At 42.1% G+C, this 17910-nt stretch carries 13 protein-coding genes, 1 pseudogene and 1 CRISPR repeat array; of the genes and pseudogenes, 7 read left to right on the top strand and 7 right to left on the bottom strand.

Annotated elements, in window-relative coordinates:
- Window positions 1-228 precede the first annotated feature (228 nt).
- Window positions 229-831 carry a hypothetical protein gene (locus tag H6G08_RS02670; RefSeq protein WP_190538741.1) on the bottom strand — a complete coding sequence of 201 codons (603 nt, stop codon included), beginning with the start codon at window positions 829-831 and terminating at the stop codon, window positions 229-231.
- Window positions 832-1231: 400 nt separating this feature from the next.
- On the opposite strand from H6G08_RS02670, the gene tpiA reads away from it, so the two are divergent.
- Both tpiA and folP read left to right on the top strand, forming a co-directional pair.
- Window positions 1232-1957, top strand: a complete 726-nt coding sequence (gene tpiA, locus H6G08_RS02665) for a triose-phosphate isomerase (protein WP_190538768.1) — start codon at window positions 1232-1234, stop codon at window positions 1955-1957.
- Between the two features lie 150 nt (window positions 1958-2107).
- A complete protein-coding gene (gene folP / locus H6G08_RS02660) occupies window positions 2108-2971 on the top strand; it encodes a dihydropteroate synthase (RefSeq protein ID WP_199322327.1) in 864 nt (287 codons plus the stop codon).
- On the opposite strand, the gene H6G08_RS02655 is transcribed toward folP, so the two are convergent.
- The 6 genes from H6G08_RS02655 to fabI form a co-directional block, all read right to left on the bottom strand.
- Window positions 2968-3795 carry an SPFH domain-containing protein gene (locus H6G08_RS02655; RefSeq protein ID WP_190538740.1) on the bottom strand — a complete coding sequence of 276 codons (828 nt, stop codon included), beginning with the start codon at window positions 3793-3795 and terminating at the stop codon, window positions 2968-2970. The two genes, folP and H6G08_RS02655, sit on opposite strands and share 4 nt — an antisense overlap.
- Window positions 3796-4311: 516 nt before the next feature.
- A CRISPR array of direct repeats spans window positions 4312-5565; the repeat unit is 37 nt; unit sequence GTTGAAATTTCAAATAATCCCTATGAGGGATTGAAAC.
- A 319-nt stretch (window positions 5566-5884) separates the two neighbouring features.
- Entirely contained in the window at window positions 5885-7612 is a 1728-nt protein-coding gene (locus H6G08_RS02650) for an alpha/beta hydrolase (RefSeq protein WP_190538766.1), read from the bottom strand.
- Window positions 7613-7729: 117 nt separating this feature from the next.
- The gene (locus H6G08_RS02645) at window positions 7730-9193 is read right to left on the bottom strand and encodes an SLBB domain-containing protein (protein WP_190538739.1); all 1464 of its coding nucleotides are present in this window, start codon (window positions 9191-9193) and stop codon (window positions 7730-7732) included.
- 1094 nt (window positions 9194-10287) lie between these two features.
- Window positions 10288-11271 carry an ABC transporter ATP-binding protein gene (locus tag H6G08_RS02640; protein WP_190538765.1) on the bottom strand — a complete coding sequence of 328 codons (984 nt, stop codon included), beginning with the start codon at window positions 11269-11271 and terminating at the stop codon, window positions 10288-10290.
- 176 nt (window positions 11272-11447) lie between these two features.
- The gene (gene hisB / locus H6G08_RS02635; RefSeq protein WP_190538738.1) at window positions 11448-12116 is read right to left on the bottom strand and encodes an imidazoleglycerol-phosphate dehydratase HisB; all 669 of its coding nucleotides are present in this window, start codon (window positions 12114-12116) and stop codon (window positions 11448-11450) included.
- A 134-nt stretch (window positions 12117-12250) separates the two neighbouring features.
- Window positions 12251-13027, bottom strand: coding sequence for an enoyl-ACP reductase FabI (gene fabI, locus H6G08_RS02630; RefSeq protein WP_190538737.1), 777 nt, complete (start codon window positions 13025-13027; stop codon window positions 12251-12253).
- A gap of 382 nt (window positions 13028-13409) precedes the next feature.
- On the opposite strand from fabI, the gene ntcA reads away from it, so the two are divergent.
- The 5 genes and pseudogenes from ntcA to H6G08_RS02605 all read left to right on the top strand — a co-directional run bounded on the left by ntcA (window position 13410) and on the right by H6G08_RS02605 (window position 17842).
- A complete protein-coding gene (gene ntcA / locus H6G08_RS02625; protein WP_010998529.1) occupies window positions 13410-14081 on the top strand; it encodes a global nitrogen regulator NtcA in 672 nt (223 codons plus the stop codon).
- Between the two features lie 456 nt (window positions 14082-14537).
- The gene (locus H6G08_RS02620) at window positions 14538-16031 is read left to right on the top strand and encodes a DUF3084 family protein (protein WP_190538736.1); all 1494 of its coding nucleotides are present in this window, start codon (window positions 14538-14540) and stop codon (window positions 16029-16031) included.
- Between the two features lie 254 nt (window positions 16032-16285).
- The gene (locus H6G08_RS02615) at window positions 16286-16732 is read left to right on the top strand and encodes a pre-16S rRNA-processing nuclease YqgF (RefSeq protein ID WP_190538735.1); all 447 of its coding nucleotides are present in this window, start codon (window positions 16286-16288) and stop codon (window positions 16730-16732) included.
- Window positions 16733-16882: 150 nt separating this feature from the next.
- Window positions 16883-17149: pseudogene (locus tag H6G08_RS02610) on the top strand (DUF1838 family protein); the annotation flags it as partial.
- Between the two features lie 33 nt (window positions 17150-17182).
- The gene (locus tag H6G08_RS02605; protein ID WP_190538733.1) at window positions 17183-17842 is read left to right on the top strand and encodes a HEAT repeat domain-containing protein; all 660 of its coding nucleotides are present in this window, start codon (window positions 17183-17185) and stop codon (window positions 17840-17842) included.
- Window positions 17843-17910 lie beyond the last annotated feature (68 nt).

Genomic DNA, 17910 nt, shown 5'->3' with positions numbered 1-17910 from the left:
TTATACACAATTTCAGAATTCTTCTCCCAAGGGGAGACGCTGCGCGTTGGCGGAAGCCTCTCGCAGAGAAGGCGTTCTTGGCGTCTACCCTGAGGGAAGCCGCTTCGCGTCTAATGCGGTTTAATAAATAAAGTTATTTTCTTTCTCCTCCTGCCTACCTTCACAACTCAATTCCGATCCTAATGTGTTTTAGCAAGAGTTAGCAGAGAAAAACACACTATTCCTGCTTCACCCTGCTTTCACCATCCACACCAAAAAACTCAGAACAGTTTCTAACGGTGGAAGCGGATAATCGGTTAAATCAATGGTGACAGTTTGTCCTTCCAGCTTCAGAAATCGCCATTGCGTACCACTGCTGACTGTACCGTAAACTGCTGTAATCGATTGTCCTTTAGCTTCATTGAATCTTTTTGCAGCTACCATTTCCGCCATACATTGTCCAATTCCCGATTTTAAATCAGATTTTTTCGCCTCAACAATTACAATCGCAGGTGCTTCCACTGTTAACTGTTCGGGAGAACGACTGATTAAAAAATCACATACACCATTCAACCCGATACTGGCGTCAACGTTAAATTCCTCCCCAGAAAAGACGCTAATTGAAGCCTTGAGGATGCGTCGCACTTCTAGCAATACGGGATTAATAATTACCTCAGAACGAGCTTTTTCCGTATCCACTGCGATCGCCCAAGGTAAATCTTCTAAAATAGCTTGCAGTCTGGGACTAGGTTGTATAGGTTGGAGCGAGTCAGGAAAAAAGCGTACTCCCTCTACAGTATTGAGGTGAAAATCTTGTTTCACTTTTTCAATGGTAAATTGACTGTAGGGCATAGTTAGAGATTTTTATAGCTAGCAAATGTATTTCTAGCCTAACGTTTTCAGCAGAGTGAAAATATTAGCCTGGAAATTCTGTGCGATCGCTCATTCACCGTACATTCACTTATGCAGCAAGTATTTTTTGTTTGAGATAAAATGAAATAAGTGAAAAAGTGCGATCGCATCCCCAAGTTACCATCACAGCTCGCACCCTTGCATAATTAAACATTCCTGGCTGAAAATTCATTATTATCCGCAAGCCATACAAAGTCACAAATATCACAAAAATCAAGCCACGCACTGAGAATTTAATATCCTAATAGGTAGTTTAAAGGTTCAGGGAATAGGATTGTCCGAAAAAGTAGTACATTGAAAAATGCATCTAAATAGCGTTAGGAACTTGACTAAATCACCTGTGCGGAAAATAGTTATTGCCGGTAACTGGAAAATGTTCAAAACCCAGGCAGAATCCGAAGAGTTTTTACGCGGATTTTTGCCTCACCTAGAGGAGACACCAGACAATCGCGAAGTATTACTGTGTCCTCCTTTCACCGACTTAAGCATATTGTCCAAGTATTTGCATGGTAGCCGCGTTCAACTGGGCGCGCAAAACGTCCACTGGGAAGAAAATGGAGCCTACACAGGTGAAATTTCTGGCCCCATGCTGACAGAAATCGGGGTGCGCTTTGTCATTGTAGGTCACAGCGAACGCAGACAATATTTTGGCGAAACAGACGCAACCGTTAACCTCCGGTTAAAAGCTGCACAGAAATATGGTCTTACCCCCATTCTCTGTGTAGGTGAAACCAAAGAACAACGAGATCATGGCAAAACCGAATCCTTGATTATCAGTCAGCTAGAGAAAGGTCTAGTAGATGTCAATCAAGATAACTTAGTAATTGCTTACGAACCCATCTGGGCAATTGGCACAGGTGACACTTGTGAAGCCACAGAAGCAAATCGTGTCATTGGCATCATTCGTAGCCAGTTGACCAATGCCAACGTTTCCATTCAATATGGTGGCTCAGTTAAGCCCAATAATATTGATGAAATTATGGCTCAACCAGAAATCGATGGCGTCCTCGTCGGCGGCGCTAGCCTCGAAGCTGACAGTTTCGCCAGAATTGTCAATTATAAATAATGGGCATGGGGCATGGGGCATGGGGTATTGGTGATTTGTCAATGGTCAATAGTCAATAGTCAATAGTCAATGGTCATTTGTCATTTGTCATTTGTATTCCTTCTCCCCTAGTCCCTAGCCCCTAGCCCCTAGTCCCTTGCCTAATGCCCAATGCCCAACATACCAAATAACCTCATACTCCGGGGACGCTGTTTCCAATGGGGACAGCAGACTTACCTCATGGGCGTGTTAAATGTTACGCCCGATAGCTTTAGCGATGGCGGGGAATTTAATAATCTTCATGGAGCTGTAGCCCAAGCGAAAGCACTAGTAGCTGCTGGTGCAGATATTATTGATGTCGGCGGACAATCTACTCGCCCAGGGGCAGAGCAAATCACGCTGGAAGAAGAATTGCAGCGCGTTCTTCCAGTTGTGCAAGCCCTGCGCTCAGAAATTGATCTACCTGTTTCCGTAGATACAACTAGAGCAGAAGTAGCAAAAGCATCTGTAGCTATTGGTGCTGATTTAATTAATGATATTTCTGGTGGCACCTTCGATCCGCAAATGTTACCCACAGTAGCTAACTTGGGAGTGCCAATAGTGTTGATGCACATCCGGGGAAATCCGCAGAATATGCAACAACAAACTGATTATCAAGATTTAATGGCAGAAATTTATAACTTTCTCGCACAGCAAATTACTGCTGCAACGGCTGTAGGCATTGACCAGCAGAAAATTATAATCGATCCTGGTATTGGTTTTGCTAAGAATTATGAGCAAAATTTAGAAATATTTCGCCGCTTGCAGTCATTAAAAACATTAAAATGCCCTATTTTAGTAGGGCCATCCCGTAAAAGTTTCATCGGCCGAATTTTAAATCAACCAGATGCCAAAGCACGAGTCTGGGGAACAGCTGCGGCTTGCTGTGCGGCGATTTTTCATGGCGCTGATATCCTCCGCGTTCATGATGTCAAAGAAATGCGCGATGTCTTGCTGGTAACTGATGCCATATATCGGCATTCAGCACCAGACTAACCACCATTGCCATTGCCTTCATGACTAGTTGATTCAGCAATCACCTCTTTCATCAAGTCACTACCTGTGCCAGGATCGACAAAGACAACTTTAGCATTGGGGCTTTCGCCTAATCTGTAGCTAGCATTGATATAGTCTTGAGCTACTAAATAACGCAGAATATCTTTACTTTCAGGATTGGTACGCAAAGCTTCGGCAATTATCTGCATAGAAGTCATAGTTCCTTCAGCTTTCTTAATTGCCGCTTGCCGTTCTCCTTCTGCTTCCGAAATCAGCGCCCGTTTTTTAATTTCGGCGGCGCGTTCTTCTTCCATTGACTTGCGTACACTTTCTGGTGGGGTAATGCGCTGAATATCCAAGCGGATAATTTCCACGCCCCAACCTCCAGTTGTATCATTTAACTGGTCTAAAATGGCTTTATCCATTTCCCGGCGAGAAACATTAGTTTCTTCGACAGTATTCTGCGCAATAATTTCTCGGAGTGTGGTGTGAGCTAACTGTACCAACGCGCCTTGCAAATCATCAATGGCGTAAAAGCTCTTTTCTATATCTTTAATCCGCCAATAGAGAATAGCATCAACTTCTAGATAAATATTATCTTTAGTGATTACATTCTGGGGCTTAATGTCGATATATTGCTCTCTGGTAGTATCTTCCATGACAATCTGATCCACCAAGGGAACAATAAAGTTCAACCCCGGATTAAGTTTGCGGTGATACCGCCCTAATCTTTCCACCAAGGCGACATTACCCTGGTTAATTAACTTTGCCGATCCTAAGGCGTAACCTATAAGTGCAAAGACTATAGCAATGATTGGCTCCATAGATGCTCCTACGCTTGCTTTTGGAGAAATTTTAGTTTAAAGGACATGGTACTATCTTGTCCTATCTCTAAGTCTAATGTTTTGAGTTTGTAATTTTTTAAACATCAACTTAAACATTGGTTCACCCATTGCAGCTGGTTTGCTACAATCAGACCAATGTGGCTGAATGCACCCGCTATTAAAGCATCTTGCTTACATCCTGGCAAGCTATCTCTGTTTTGGTAGGGAGTAGGGGGCAGGAAGTCTGGAAGTCTCCCATGTGTCTACAGCCAAAGTTTTTTTGGCAGAATGCGCGAAGGGGTAGGTGTAAAACAAGAACCTTGCAGAAAAATTGCTGAAACTCTTTATCTGTCAGATTTTTAACGTTTAATTACTATTGATGCACTCGCGCGCCTTATGCAGAGAGACTTTCAGTCATTTTGGGTTTGCTAGTTCTCTATTTTGCATGTTATGATTACTCCATCCGCGCTGCCGAACCTTGAAAACTCCATATAACTTGACTTTGAAGCTTCCGCAGTTGAAATTTCAAATAATCCCTATGAGGGATTGAAACATTTCCAGGGGCGAATAACTCGAACCCGCAAGAAGGTTGAAATTTCAAATAATCCCTATGAGGGATTGAAACTTTTCTTGTGCTTCTGAATCTCAGGAAATGCTAATGTTGAAATTTCAAATAATCCCTATGAGGGATTGAAACAAAGACCTTAACAACTACACAATTAGGGATGCGCGTTGAAATTTCAAATAATCCCTATGAGGGATTGAAACTTGCACTGGTTTGACAATCATTTTTAATTCGTTCAGGTTGAAATTTCAAATAATCCCTATGAGGGATTGAAACATTTAGGATTCTCCTACTGGTAATAGCCGCACTAATGTTGAAATTTCAAATAATCCCTATGAGGGATTGAAACTTGAAAAGCATATTCAGCAGTTCTCAAGCCTGCGGTTGAAATTTCAAATAATCCCTATGAGGGATTGAAACGATTTTGCAAGAAATATTGATACTGCTGCTAAACGTTGAAATTTCAAATAATCCCTATGAGGGATTGAAACTATCTACTACAACCGGAGTGTGGGCACTAAGCACGTTGAAATTTCAAATAATCCCTATGAGGGATTGAAACAATTATATCTTTAGTCTTATATACCGAGTATTGGGTTGAAATTTCAAATAATCCCTATGAGGGATTGAAACGAGAATATTGTTGTTGATAATAATGTAGATTTTGTTGAAATTTCAAATAATCCCTATGAGGGATTGAAACGCGAGTTATAAAAACTTAGTTGTTACACCCTCTGTTGAAATTTCAAATAATCCCTATGAGGGATTGAAACAGAAGATGTACGAGACGGAATTAATCAAAAGCTTGAGTTGAAATTTCAAATAATCCCTATGAGGGATTGAAACACATTGAGAAGCCTAGCAATATAGGACTAGATAAGGTTGAAATTTCAAATAATCCCTATGAGGGATTGAAACGTGCTTTAATCCACCCCATAGGCGATCGCCCTCTTGTTGAAATTTCAAATAATCCCTATGAGGGATTGAAACAGAGAAACCTCTAAACACTCTCAATGATGGTTTAGTTGAAATTTCAAATAATCCCTATGAGGGATTGAAACTCCTAAAATTAAGTTTCGCAGCTTCTAAATCGATGTTGAAATTTCAAATAATCCCTATGAGGGATTGAAACTAGTTTGTACTTCAGTGCAGTAAGTGTATTCAAATAGTTGAAATTTCAAATAATCCCTATGAGGGATTGAAACAAATTGGTATTGAAACACCTTTCATCTAATTCCTGAGACACTTCATCAATTGTTGAAATTTCAAAGAAAGTGTATTTCAGGTAAATGAGGTACGCGCTTCGGGGCATGGCAGTGCCAGTGCCCCTACAATCAACGATTATCTGTACCTCACCAATTTGCAATCTGCTGTATATAGGAATAGGAATCCGATTTGATTTGGTGAAAAAATAACCGTATTTGTAGTTAGGGCATTGCCCACCGAAACCCCGATATGGTGGGCAATACATTCCCAATGCCCAATGCCCAATGCCCAATGCCCAATGCCCATTTTCAAAACATGCTAAGTTGCAAAATTAGCGATCGCACTAGCTAATGAGGTAGGTTTTAAAATTAATTCGGCAAAAGCTGCATTCAAATGTCCTAAATCGGGATTTGCTGTTAAACTCAGCCAAGTTTTGATACTTCCTGGTAAATCAGAATTTAGCCGTAGAGGTATTTCTGATGTAGACAAGGATTGGGCGTAAGCTGGGGTAAGAAATTGTTGATATAGCTTCGCTTCTGGCGTTGATTGTTTGACAAACGCCAAGGTAACGCCACGAGTTAATTGACGCAGGGAATTGGTTTCTGTACCGCGCTTTTCTTTGACAATGGTAGTTACCTGACTCATGCTATAGGCAGGATCGCTAATACTTAAGTGCGTACCACCGATAGCCGTCACTAAATATTTATTACCACGGAGTTGGGCAAAGGGCTGGATTTGGTGCTTGAGTGCTGGGGTGAGAGAATCTTCTGTGCTAGTTAAAAATAATACTGGTTGGGTAACTTGATTGAGACCATTATCGCCAAAGAGTTTACCGATTAAAGGATTAAATGCGATCGCACTTTTAACTCTTTCATCTCTCAACTGTAGTTTTTTCTCTGTTAAGGGAGCAGCAGCACATTGTAACCAATCTCCCGGCGCTTGGTTAAAGGAGAGGGAATTTTGACAGAATTCGCGCACAGCTTGTAAGTCAACTTCTCCCCCTAACAATGCTAAAGCTGTATACCCGCCCAAAGAATGACCGATAACAGTTACATTATCAGTGGTGAATTTTCCTTGTAATTCTCCTGGCTGATTGTTGCGCTTGGCTAATTCGTCGAGTAAAAAACTAATATCTTTTGGTCGTTCAATAAATTCTCTCGGCGCTAGCAGTTGAGCTAAATTATCTGGTGGAGAGTTACGATTAATTGCAGTAATTTGACTATCTGGATGTTCAATTGCTGCTACCGTTACCCCATAGGAGGCGAGATGGCGAGCTAAATAAGCAAAAAATCGTCTATTAGCCCCAAAACCGTGAGAAAATACCACTAGTGGTGATTGTGTCTTACCTTGACTCCAATAAATATCTACAGGAATCGTTCTTTTACGTTGTTGGTCTTGTAAAGTTAGGGTTTGTTGCTGTACTACTTGTTTACCAATTACTGCCGGATCGAAGCTGGGATTAAATGTAGTATTTTTAACAAATAAATCTCTTGCTAATAAAGTGCTTAAAGCTTGACTTTCAAGGTAATTTGTGTTTAAGGCTATAGCTATTTCTACGGCTTTACTGGCATCTACTGTTACAGTTTCTCCGGGGTAAGCCCGTAACAAGCCCAAGAAACTCAAACCATTAACTTGACGCAAAGATAAATTGAGTGCGGCTTGCAAACCTTCTACAGTACTACCAGGGATAGCTGCTCCCAAAGAAGCAATTAATTGTTGACCTTGAGGCGATCGCACTAAATCATCAAAGAATTTATCGGCTATTTCTGGATCTACCTCCAGACGACGAGTCATTAATTCGCGGATTTGGGGAGTTAATAAAGGGCCAAAAACTTGGAGATTTTGGGGTAGTTTACCTGTTTTGGCAAATGTTTCCAAATCGGCGATCGCAATTGATTGCTGAAATGGCCCTAACTTAATATTCACCTTTTGGGCGGCAAAAGTAGCAGGTGTTGCCATACCCCAACTCAGAGCAATGGTTATGCTACACAGTAACCCTTGCACCCAAGAGATTTTACGTTGCTGTCTGCCTAGTTTAAAAAGCATATTAGCCATTAGCTATGAGTTACCAATCATAACGCATAACCTTGACTAGTAAAGTGTTGTTTTTGTTGCCTTCTGGGGGTAGAAATATCAACTAATACCCCCAGTTGCACGCCAGATCTAAAATCCGCTAAATATCGTTCTGAGAATACCCAAAACAGCACCGATAGGATTGAACAATACACCCAAGGTATCACCAGTCCTAGCTGTACCGTTACGGCTGACTACCACCACATCATTATTGCGGAGGATAGGATTAGTTTTTTCGTTAATTCCCTGAGAGAAATCTACTTGTACAACACGCTTAGTTACAGAACCATTGGGGTTAAGGCGAATCAAGTCTACAGCACCGCTTTTTGCTCTTGCATCGTTAAAGCCACCAGCAGCCAATAAAGCCTGATTTAAGGAACTATTCGGTTTGAGTTCCACAGCTCCTGGTTTTTTCACTTCGCCGACCACACCCACTTGAATGCTGGTAGGAGATAAAGTAGTACTAGCTAATTGAGTCGCTTCTGCTGGGTTAATTTCGGTGGCTGTAGGTACAACAATGGTGTCACCATCTTGGACAATCACATCTTGATTGACATCCCCACTCTGTAATAATTGCCAGAGATTAACATCTATAGTTTGTTCTGAGCCAGTTCTGGTAGGACGGCGTAGCTTGAGACTGCGAATATCAGCTTGTGCTGTAATCCCCCCAGCCAGTTGAATCGCTCTAGTTAAAGTGGGTAAACCAGTACCAGCTGCTCCCCCTTCTCCCCCTGTGGTGGAACCTGGTGTCACCATATAAGAGCCAGGACGGTTAACTTCACCAATAATCGCAACTGTGCGTGGTCTGGAAGGATCGGCGGCAAAGTTAGCGGCAAACAAATTGCGTGCTTCTGCTACGTTAAAGGTAGTGGCTGTGGGCACAACAATTGTGTCTCCATCCCGCAAGGTAATATCTTGCCCGATTCTACCTGTTTGGATCAGCTCTTTCAAATTCAGGGTGACTGTTTGCTCGCCATTGCGTCCTAACTTCCGGCGCAATTGCACTTGAGTGACATCTGCTGCTAATGTCACCCCTTGAGCTGTGGTCAGGGCTGCTAATACAGTTGGGTATTGAACACCAGGATTATTTCCCGCACCTCCCTGTAAACTGAGAGTGTAAGCACCAGGGCGCGTTACTTCTCCCGCCACAAAAATATTAATCGGCCGAGGTGACAACAGATTTACAGAAATCAGGGGACGTTTCAAATAGCGGCTGTATCTTTGAGAAATTTCGTCAGCAGCTTGTTCGGTAGTTAGTCCTAGAACTGAAACACTACCAATTAAAGGTAAATTAATCGAGCCACCAGGAGGAATTTGGTATTCCCCAGTATATTCTGGTACTTCAAATACGTTTACACGGATGAGGTCGCCCCCACCTAATGTATAGTTTGTATCTATAGGTGCTGATGCTGCTGGTGTTGTTGTCGGTGGAATCTGTGATACTGGTTGTCGCTGAGCTAGGCTGGCAGATGGCGCAGCAACATTGACAGCCGTTAAAAAGACCACACCCAGACTTGATTGGATGAGGATTTTCAGCAAACCTGTATTAAGCATATTTACCCGATATTCTGAAACTACAATTGCTAAAGTACTGTCTAAACATTCTAATCGTGACTATACTGAATTATTCAAGCTCTCTAACATTTTTATTTTCTTAGAAAAACTTGACCTTCCGGAGCAGTATTTATTTAGCAGGTTTAAATTTTTTATAAAACTTTCCGATAGGCACTACATCCCCGTGTCTTTAGACCTTGGATGTAGTGCCAAAGGCAATTTTAATTGCCATCAATCTTTGTCTTTGGCAGTCTAGAAATATACTTTCTGAGCAAATCAGCCATAGAAAATCCCTGCTTCTGTGCCTCCTGCTGTAGTTGCATCAGTTCGTATTGCTAGCGCGAATTTCTAGTTTTTTAGTCCTTGACATATACAGTGGATTGTACGTATATCTAAAGATAGAGTACAGGCTGAAAAACCGCTAGCACGTGACTATACAAATCTGGGGTGTCTCCACACGACTGGCTAGAAAGTAGTAATGCTCGGTGGGTAGGGAAAGTCCACCTGAAAAACCCAGTCATAACCTAACAAGTTGCGCGTGAACCTAGAAAAGAAAACAATTGAAAACACAATGTATCCTGGGGCACAGGAGAACATAGGGAAAACAGAGAAACAGACTCTTAAGGCACTCTCGTAGGGGCGGGTTTATTCAGATTGTCGTTAATCAGCGAGAATATTGGTGAACCCGCCCTTACTACCTGAAAGCTTGGGGACAGATGCCCTCTAGGTCTTTTGTGAATTGGCTCGGCATTTCGTACAGTAGTAGCGGATGCTTGGTTAAGTACTGCCCGTGTACCAACAGCGTTGGGAATAGGGACACAAAGGTTTACGGCTTGCTGGACGAACCAAGAATCCCCTACCTTTCCGATTAAATGAGCGTAGCAAAATTTAATCAGGCAGGGGAGTGTCAAAAAGTTCGTTTAAACCTAAAGTCACTTAAATCTAGGAATCTTGTCAATATCCTCATGATTGAAGTGACTTTTTGCGTCGGGATAGAAATTAATGTTGTTGGCTGATGGGATTTTCAGGTAAATTCAAACGCGGAGGTACGCAAAGAATGAGGTAAGAGTTAATTTTTTAGTCAGTGAAATTATTTAAGAGAATGATTTTTTTTGTTGAATTTGTTGGATAAAGAACTCTTCTAAGGAAGGACGAGACAAATTCATAGCCAGGATTTGAGCGCCTGTCATGCGGAGGTTGGTGAGAAAATCGTAGTAATTATCTTGTGGTAATATACCTTGCCAAGAATTATCAGCTTTAAAGGTTATGTTGGGTATCCATTGTTGAAGAAATTCTACATCGCCGCCTTGACCTTTAATGTGATAGGCAGTGGAATTACCTAAAAGTTCTGAGAAGGAACCAGTGCAAATTAGTTCCCCTTGAGAAAGAATGGCGACGCGATCGCAAATTTGTTCTACTTCACTGAGAATATGGCTATTGAAAAAAATTGTCTTCCCTTCAGCTTTCAATTTTAAGATAATTTCCCGCATTTGGTAGCGTCCCATCGGATCGAGACCAGACATCGGTTCATCCAAAAATATTAACTTGGGATCGTTAATTAATGCCTGTGCCATGCCCACACGCTGTAACATTCCTTTAGAATAGCGACGCATTTGTTTTTTACGTGCATCGACTAAAGATAACCCGACTAATTCTAATAGTTCAGGAATGCGTTGACGTTGGATATTTTGGGGAATTTGAAATAGTCCGGCTGCTAACTGCAAAAATTCCCAGCCTGTGAGATAGTCATATAAATAAGGATTTTCCGGCAGATAACCAATATATTGCTTCACACTGCGATCGCCCAGTGGTTTACCCAGCAATAACCCCCGCCCAGAAGTCGGACGGATAATTCCTAGTAGTAGTTTTAACAGAGTTGTTTTACCAGCACCATTAGGCCCCAATAAGCCAAAAGTTTCTCCTGGGTAAACAATCAAAGAGCAACTTTTGAGCGATAGAACTTTTTGCTGCATCCAAAAGCCAGTACGGTAGACCTTACGCAACTCTGAAGTTAATACTACTGGTGGAGTATCGGGAGTATTCAATCGAGAATCAGAAACATCTACAACAGACTTCATCTCCGTTCTATGCACCTTATGGCTGTAACTTTTTATCCAATTACAGGTTACCCATTGGGGAGCAAGAAATAACATGGGGCATGGGGCATTGGGCATGGGGCATCGGTCAACAGTCAACAGTCAACAGTCAACAGTCAACAGTCAAAAGCAATTCATGCCTCCCCCATCCCCCTAATTCACAACACGCCTTTAGAACTGGGAATCATCCCCCCACGCCGGGGATCGATTTCTACGGCGATGCGCATGGCTCTGGCAAAAGCTTTGAATGTGGCTTCAATAATGTGATGGGAATTAATGCCATCTAGTTGACGAATATGTAGTGTCAATTGGCTGTGGTTGACTAGGGCAACAAAAAATTCCCGTACTAGTTGGGTATCATAGGTTCCCACTCGCTCCGTAGGAATCTGTAGACCATAACTTAGATGAGGTCTGCCAGAAAAATCCAATGCTACCTGTACTAAAGCTTCATCCAATGGGGCGAGGAAATTACCAAAGCGGATAATGCCTTTGCGATCGCCTAGTGCTTTACTCAAGGCTTGCCCTAAGGTAATACCCACATCTTCGTTGGTGTGGTGATCGTCAATTTCCCAGTCTCCCTTGGCTTGGACATCTAAGTCAATTAAACCGTGGGAAGCAATTTGATGCAGCATGTGATCTAAAAAGGGAATACCCGTTGCTGCCTTACAGATTCCTGTACCATCGAGGTTAACCGTAACTTGCACATCGGTTTCGCCTGTAGTGCGATGAACCGAGGCAATTCTGGGACTGGTAAGAGATTGTTCGTATTGAGAAATATTAACTTGGCGTTGGACAAAGTCCTGACTGGAAGTATCGCTGATTTGCATAACTAATAGGGGATATGGAGGACAAGGGAGACAAGGAGGATAAAGGAGACAATTGACAATTGTACAGACGCGATTAATCGCGTCTCTGCCCAATGCCCAATGCCCAATGCCCCATGCCCCATGCCCAAAACTAACTACATTCCCATAATTTCATATCCGGCATCGACATATATGACTTGTCCGGTAATGCCGCTAGACAAATCGCTGCAAAGGAAGGCTGCAGTATTTCCTACTTCTACTTGGGTGACTGTACGTCGTAGGGGGGCAACTTGCTCTACATGATGAATCATATCTAAAATGCCGCCTACAGCACTAGAGGCTAAGGTGCGGATGGGGCCAGCAGAAATAGCATTGACGCGAATATTTTGCGGGCCGAGTTCCGTTGCTAGGTAACGCACGCTGGCTTCTAAACCGGCTTTGGCAACGCCCATCACGTTATAGTTAGGCACTGCCCTGACGCTACCTAAATATGAGAGTGTGAGGATGCTTCCACCTTCGGTCATTAAGGGCTTGGCTGCACCACTTAATTGTACGAGGGAGTAAGTACTAACTTGCAATGCTGTGTTGAAGCCTGCCCGCGATGTTTGGCTAAAATCTCCGCTTAAATCGTCTTTATTGGCAAAAGCCAGACAATGAATTAAAATGTCTAGTTTTCCCCACTGACTGCGGATAGTTTCAAAGGTAGACTGAATCTGTTCGTCGTTTTGGACATCACATGGCAAAAATAAGCTGGGGTTGAGAGGTTCTACCAAATCGGCAACTTTTTTCTCCATCTTGCCGCGCTCATCTGGTAAATAGGTAATACCTAAGTTTGCGCCTGCTTTGTGCAGTTGTTGAGCGATTCCCCAGGCAATTGAGCGGTTGTTGGCAATACCTGTAACCAGAGCGTTTTTTCCAGTCAGATCCAGCATATAACTTTTTTAAAGTAAACAATCATGCTAGAGCATACTAGAATCTGAGGTTACTTTGACTTGGTTTTACAGAGGATTTGTGAAAATGATTATTAGTACGAGTGTTTAATAGTTATAAAATGATTGTTTATTTCTTAATAAATTCTCAAGATATCTTGATTTCGCCTTTAATAAACCTTTTAAATTAAGCTATTACAAGGGGCTTTTCAAAAAGTTCTCGCTAAAAATATCAATAATTATGTATCATTATAAACAAATAGCTAGGAAATAAGGATTTGGAGTATAGGAAAGTACAAAAAGGTTGACGGTGCTTTATTGATTTTTCAGGTGTATTCTTAGGTAATCAGTTTTTGTTTTTCCGGCATTGGGTAGGGGAAGGGAGATGATCGTGACACAAGATAAAGCCCTAGCAAATGTTTTTCGTCAGATGGCAACTGGAGCGTTTCCTCCGGTTGTCGAAACGTTTGAACGCAATAAAACGATCTTTTTTCCTGGCGATCCTGCTGAACGAGTTTATTTTCTATTAAAAGGTGCAGTGAAGCTTTCTAGGGTGTATGAAGCAGGAGAGGAAATAACAGTAGCATTGCTGCGGGAAAATAGTGTTTTTGGCGTGCTGTCATTACTGACGGGAAACAAGTCGGATAGATTTTACCATGCCGTTGCATTTACGCCTGTAGAATTACTGTCAGCGCCAATTGAACAGGTAGAGCAAGCACTCAAGGAAAATCCAGAATTATCAATGTTAATGCTGCGAGGTCTGTCTTCGCGAATTTTACAAACAGAGATGATGATTGAAACTCTTGCACACCGAGATATGGGTTCAAGGTTAGTAAGTTTTTTATTAATTCTCTGTCGAGATTTTGGCGTTCCTTGTGCTGATGGGATCACAATTGATCTGAAGTTATCTCATCAGGCGATCGCGGAAGCAATTGGTTCTACTCGCGTTACCGTCACTCGGTTACTTGGAGATTTACGTGAGAAAAAGATGATTTCAATCCACAAGAAAAAGATTACTGTGCATAAACCGGTGACTTTAAGTAGACAATTCACTTAAAAGCAATTGGGATAAGTAGAGATGACAAGTGTTGTGTTTTTTGGGGTAACACCAATCCTAGAGTTCGCTCCCAAAATTGATAAAATACTCCATTACCAACACAACCCTTGATATTGTCAGCAGTTAGTTGCACATTCAGCTATTCTGCTTTTAAGTTGCACAATCCATCGTCAAGGCTGTTGACTGTTGACCGTTGACAGTTAACAGCCCCGATCAGTAGTTATGCAATTTAGACGCGCATTAGCTTATCTCTATCGCGCCACGCCACTTGCTTTTTTGTGGAATGCAAAATGACCGCAGGGCTACTCTCCTTGAGGGTGGCGCATCAAATTAGACCAAAAACAACTAACAAATGATAAGCCAAGCCAGTAAATTCAGTGATTGTCAATCTCTAATTCCCCACAAAAAATGTTTGAAAGTAGTAGGCTGTATCTGGAAGCATTTCGGTAGCTGAAGATGACCACCGGGTACATCCTCATTGCAGCAATTTTATTCTTGGGGGGTATGCTTGCCACTTTGGGCGATCGCATTGGTACCAGAGTTGGCAAAGCACGCCTCTCTCTGTTTAAGCTACGTCCCAAAAATACGGCGGTACTAGTGACCATTTTTACTGGCACTTTAATTTCCGCCTCAACTTTAGCAATTTTATTTGCTGCGGATGAAGGATTGCGCAAAGGGGTCTTTGAGTTAGAAGATATTCAAAACGACTTAAGAAATAAACGCGAACAATTAAAAACCGCAGAAACGCAAAAAAGTCAAGTAGAGGGGGAGTTAAACCAAGCAAGAATTGAACAAACACAGGCGCAAAAAGACTTACAAGCAATTAATCAGTCCTTACAAGCGGCAAACGCCAAACAACAGGCGACTCAAGCCCAACTCAACCGCACTTTGACTCAACAAGCCCAAACGCAAAATCAATTGCAACGGACTCAAAATCAATTAGGTCAAGTTGTCGCTCAATATCAAAAAGCAATCAGCGAATTGCAAAGCGTTTATGACGAGAAAAAGAGTTTACTGGCAGAAATTGAACAACGCAAGATAGAACGCCAAAGGCTGTACGCTGAAGCTAAAAAAGCCATTGATGAAGCCAAAACCGCCATTGAAAACCGCGATCGCGAATTAGCCAATCGCCAAGAAGCCATTGAACAGCGAGATCAAAAAATCTCCCAACTGGATCAACTAATTCAAAAGCGCAATCGGGAAGTAGCCGCGCGGGAACAAGTGATTACCATGCGAGAATCACGGCTCAAGGAATTGGAAAAGCAACAAAACTATCTAGAGCAAGAAGTCGCCAGACTAGAAAAATATTATCAATCTTACCGCGACCTGCGCTTAGGTAAATTAGCCTTGGTGCGGGGTCAAGTTTTAGCGGCGGCGGTAATTCAAGTTCAAAAGCCTGCGGCGGCGCGTCAGGCGATAACTCAACTATTAACAGACGCTAATCAGAATGCTTTGCAGGAATTAGCCGAACCAGGGACAATTACAGCCAGTAACGAACAAATTTTACAGGTTACCCAAGATAGAATTGAACAATTAGTGAAACAAATTGAGGATGGGCGAGAATATGTTGTGCGCATTTTCTCTGCTGGTAACTACGTCAGAGGCGAAAAGCAGATAGAATTCTTTACGGATACAGCCAAAAATCAACTCGTCTTTTCTCAGGGACAGGTACTAGCGACGACTACCGCCGATCCCAAAACCATGACATCTTATCAGTTAAGACAGAGGCTGGATTTACTGATTTCTGCGTCCCAATTTCGCGCCCGGAATGCGGGGATCGTCGAAACGGTACAAATAGATGGTACTTTTTTGCGGTTTGTCGCCCAATTAAGACAATTTGAGCAAGCATTAGAAATTAAAGCGATCGCAGCTGAGGACACTTTTACCGCCGGGCCATTGAGAGTAAAACTAATAGCTATATTTAACGGACAAGTTATTTTTAGTACTTAAAAAAATAGTAGGAATCCGCTTTGATTCGGGGAACAGGGAACAGGGAACAGGGAACAGGTAAGAAGGAATAAAAGTGTACTGAGTTTTTTTCTCCAAATCAAATATGAGTCTTATAGTCAATAATTAAATTAGGAATTAAAAATTATACAAGTTTGAGAAAAGCAGGAAGCAGAATATAAGCTCTATTCTTGCTGAATATGTCTAAATTTCTTAATTTTGAATTTTGAATTTTGAATTTTGAATTGGAAATACTTATGAATCTCCGTGAATCATCACCGACAGAAGCAGTAATTTTAGGCTTCGATCCCGGTCGCGATAAATGTGGGTTAGCAGTCATCGGTATAGATAGACAACTTCATTATCATGAGGTGGTACCTGCAAATGAAGCGATCGCGACTATTGAAAAACTACGTCAGAGGTTTGCTGTATCCTTAATGGTGATGGGCGACCAAACTACAGCCAAGCAATGGAAAAAGCGGCTGAATCAAGAATTAGCCGAACCATTGAATATTGCTTTAGTCGATGAACGTTACTCTACTTTAGAAGCACGCGATCGCTATTGGCAAATGTACCCCCCCAAAGGACTAACCAAACTATTACCGCAGGGTATGCGACAACCACCGCGACCGATAGATGACATAGTTGCCATTCTGTTAATTGAAAGATACTTAAATCGTCTAGTTGAATCAGTTAACAATTAACCTAGTACTCTGACAAGTTAACTTTGCTGGGTGCATCAAATTTTCTAGTTCTTTCTTTTCCTCTTTCTTTGAGTGCTTCGCGTCTTCGTGGTTCGTTTCTTTACCCCTTAAAGTTGGGTTGCCAGACTACTATTCAGTGCTACTGCAACTTGGGCGCGAGACTGTCCCTGGTTACCCTGGATGAAACTAGGCTACGGTCATCCAGCACGCTTAAGATTTGAGACGACAACAACTAGGGTAGAATTCTTTGAACAACTCCATCCCAACTTGATTAAACTAATTCGCGAACAAGTGCCCATCTATGAATTTACACCCGATCGCAGTGACGAAGCAAATATGACCAGTACACTGTACTTTAAGCAGCACTTTAATGCTTACCTCAAAGGAGAACGCTTTCCCATTCCTGAAGAGCTGTAACTTAATTTAAGAGTGCAAATTATCATCAATTTTATGGATCTCAGTCAAATCGAAACCGATCTGCAAAACCCAGATTTTCAATATCGCCTGAAGGCAATTTCCGCCCTGCAAGATTATCCGGCTGATGTCGCTGTTCCTTTACTTAGCCGCCACATTCAAGATCCAGAATTTTTGGTACGCACCTTTGTAGCTAGGGAATTAGGTAAGCAAAAAACCTCAGAATCCTTTGCCGCCCTGTTACAAATGATCAAATTTGATAACACGCCCAACGTCCGCGCCGAAGCCTGTAATTCCCTATCCTTATTTGGCAAAGTTTCTGCCTCTCATTTGGTGCAAACATTTTTGCGAGACGATCACTGGTTAGTACGTCGTAGTATTTTAGCAGCCTTAGTAGAAATGGATTGCCCGGAAGAAGTTCTAGAAGTTTGTCTTTTGGGCTTAGACGGCGACGATGCAGCAGTTCAGGAAGCATCTGTTGATGCTTTGGGGTGGTTAGCAAATTCCCGCCAGTCTGCAGCCGCTTTATCTCAACTTCTAATTCTGAAAAATTCTGCATCTGAATATATCCGAGTGCGAGTTGCTTATGCCCTCAAGCACTTTAATAACCCTGAAGCCAAATCAGCTCTTGCAGAACTCAGACAAGATACCGATCATCGCGTAGTCGGCGCGGCAATGGAAACTTTAATTTCTTGAAGGGAACAAGGGAAGACATCTTGTACAGACGCGATGAATCGCGTCTCTAGTTATATTTAATTACGCCG

The organism is Calothrix anomala FACHB-343, from assembly GCF_014696435.1.
Taxonomy (GTDB): domain Bacteria; phylum Cyanobacteriota; class Cyanobacteriia; order Cyanobacteriales; family Nostocaceae; genus Aulosira; species Aulosira anomala_A.
Note: the sequence above shows the minus strand (reverse complement) of the source record. Positions and strands in the feature narration are given on the sequence as shown.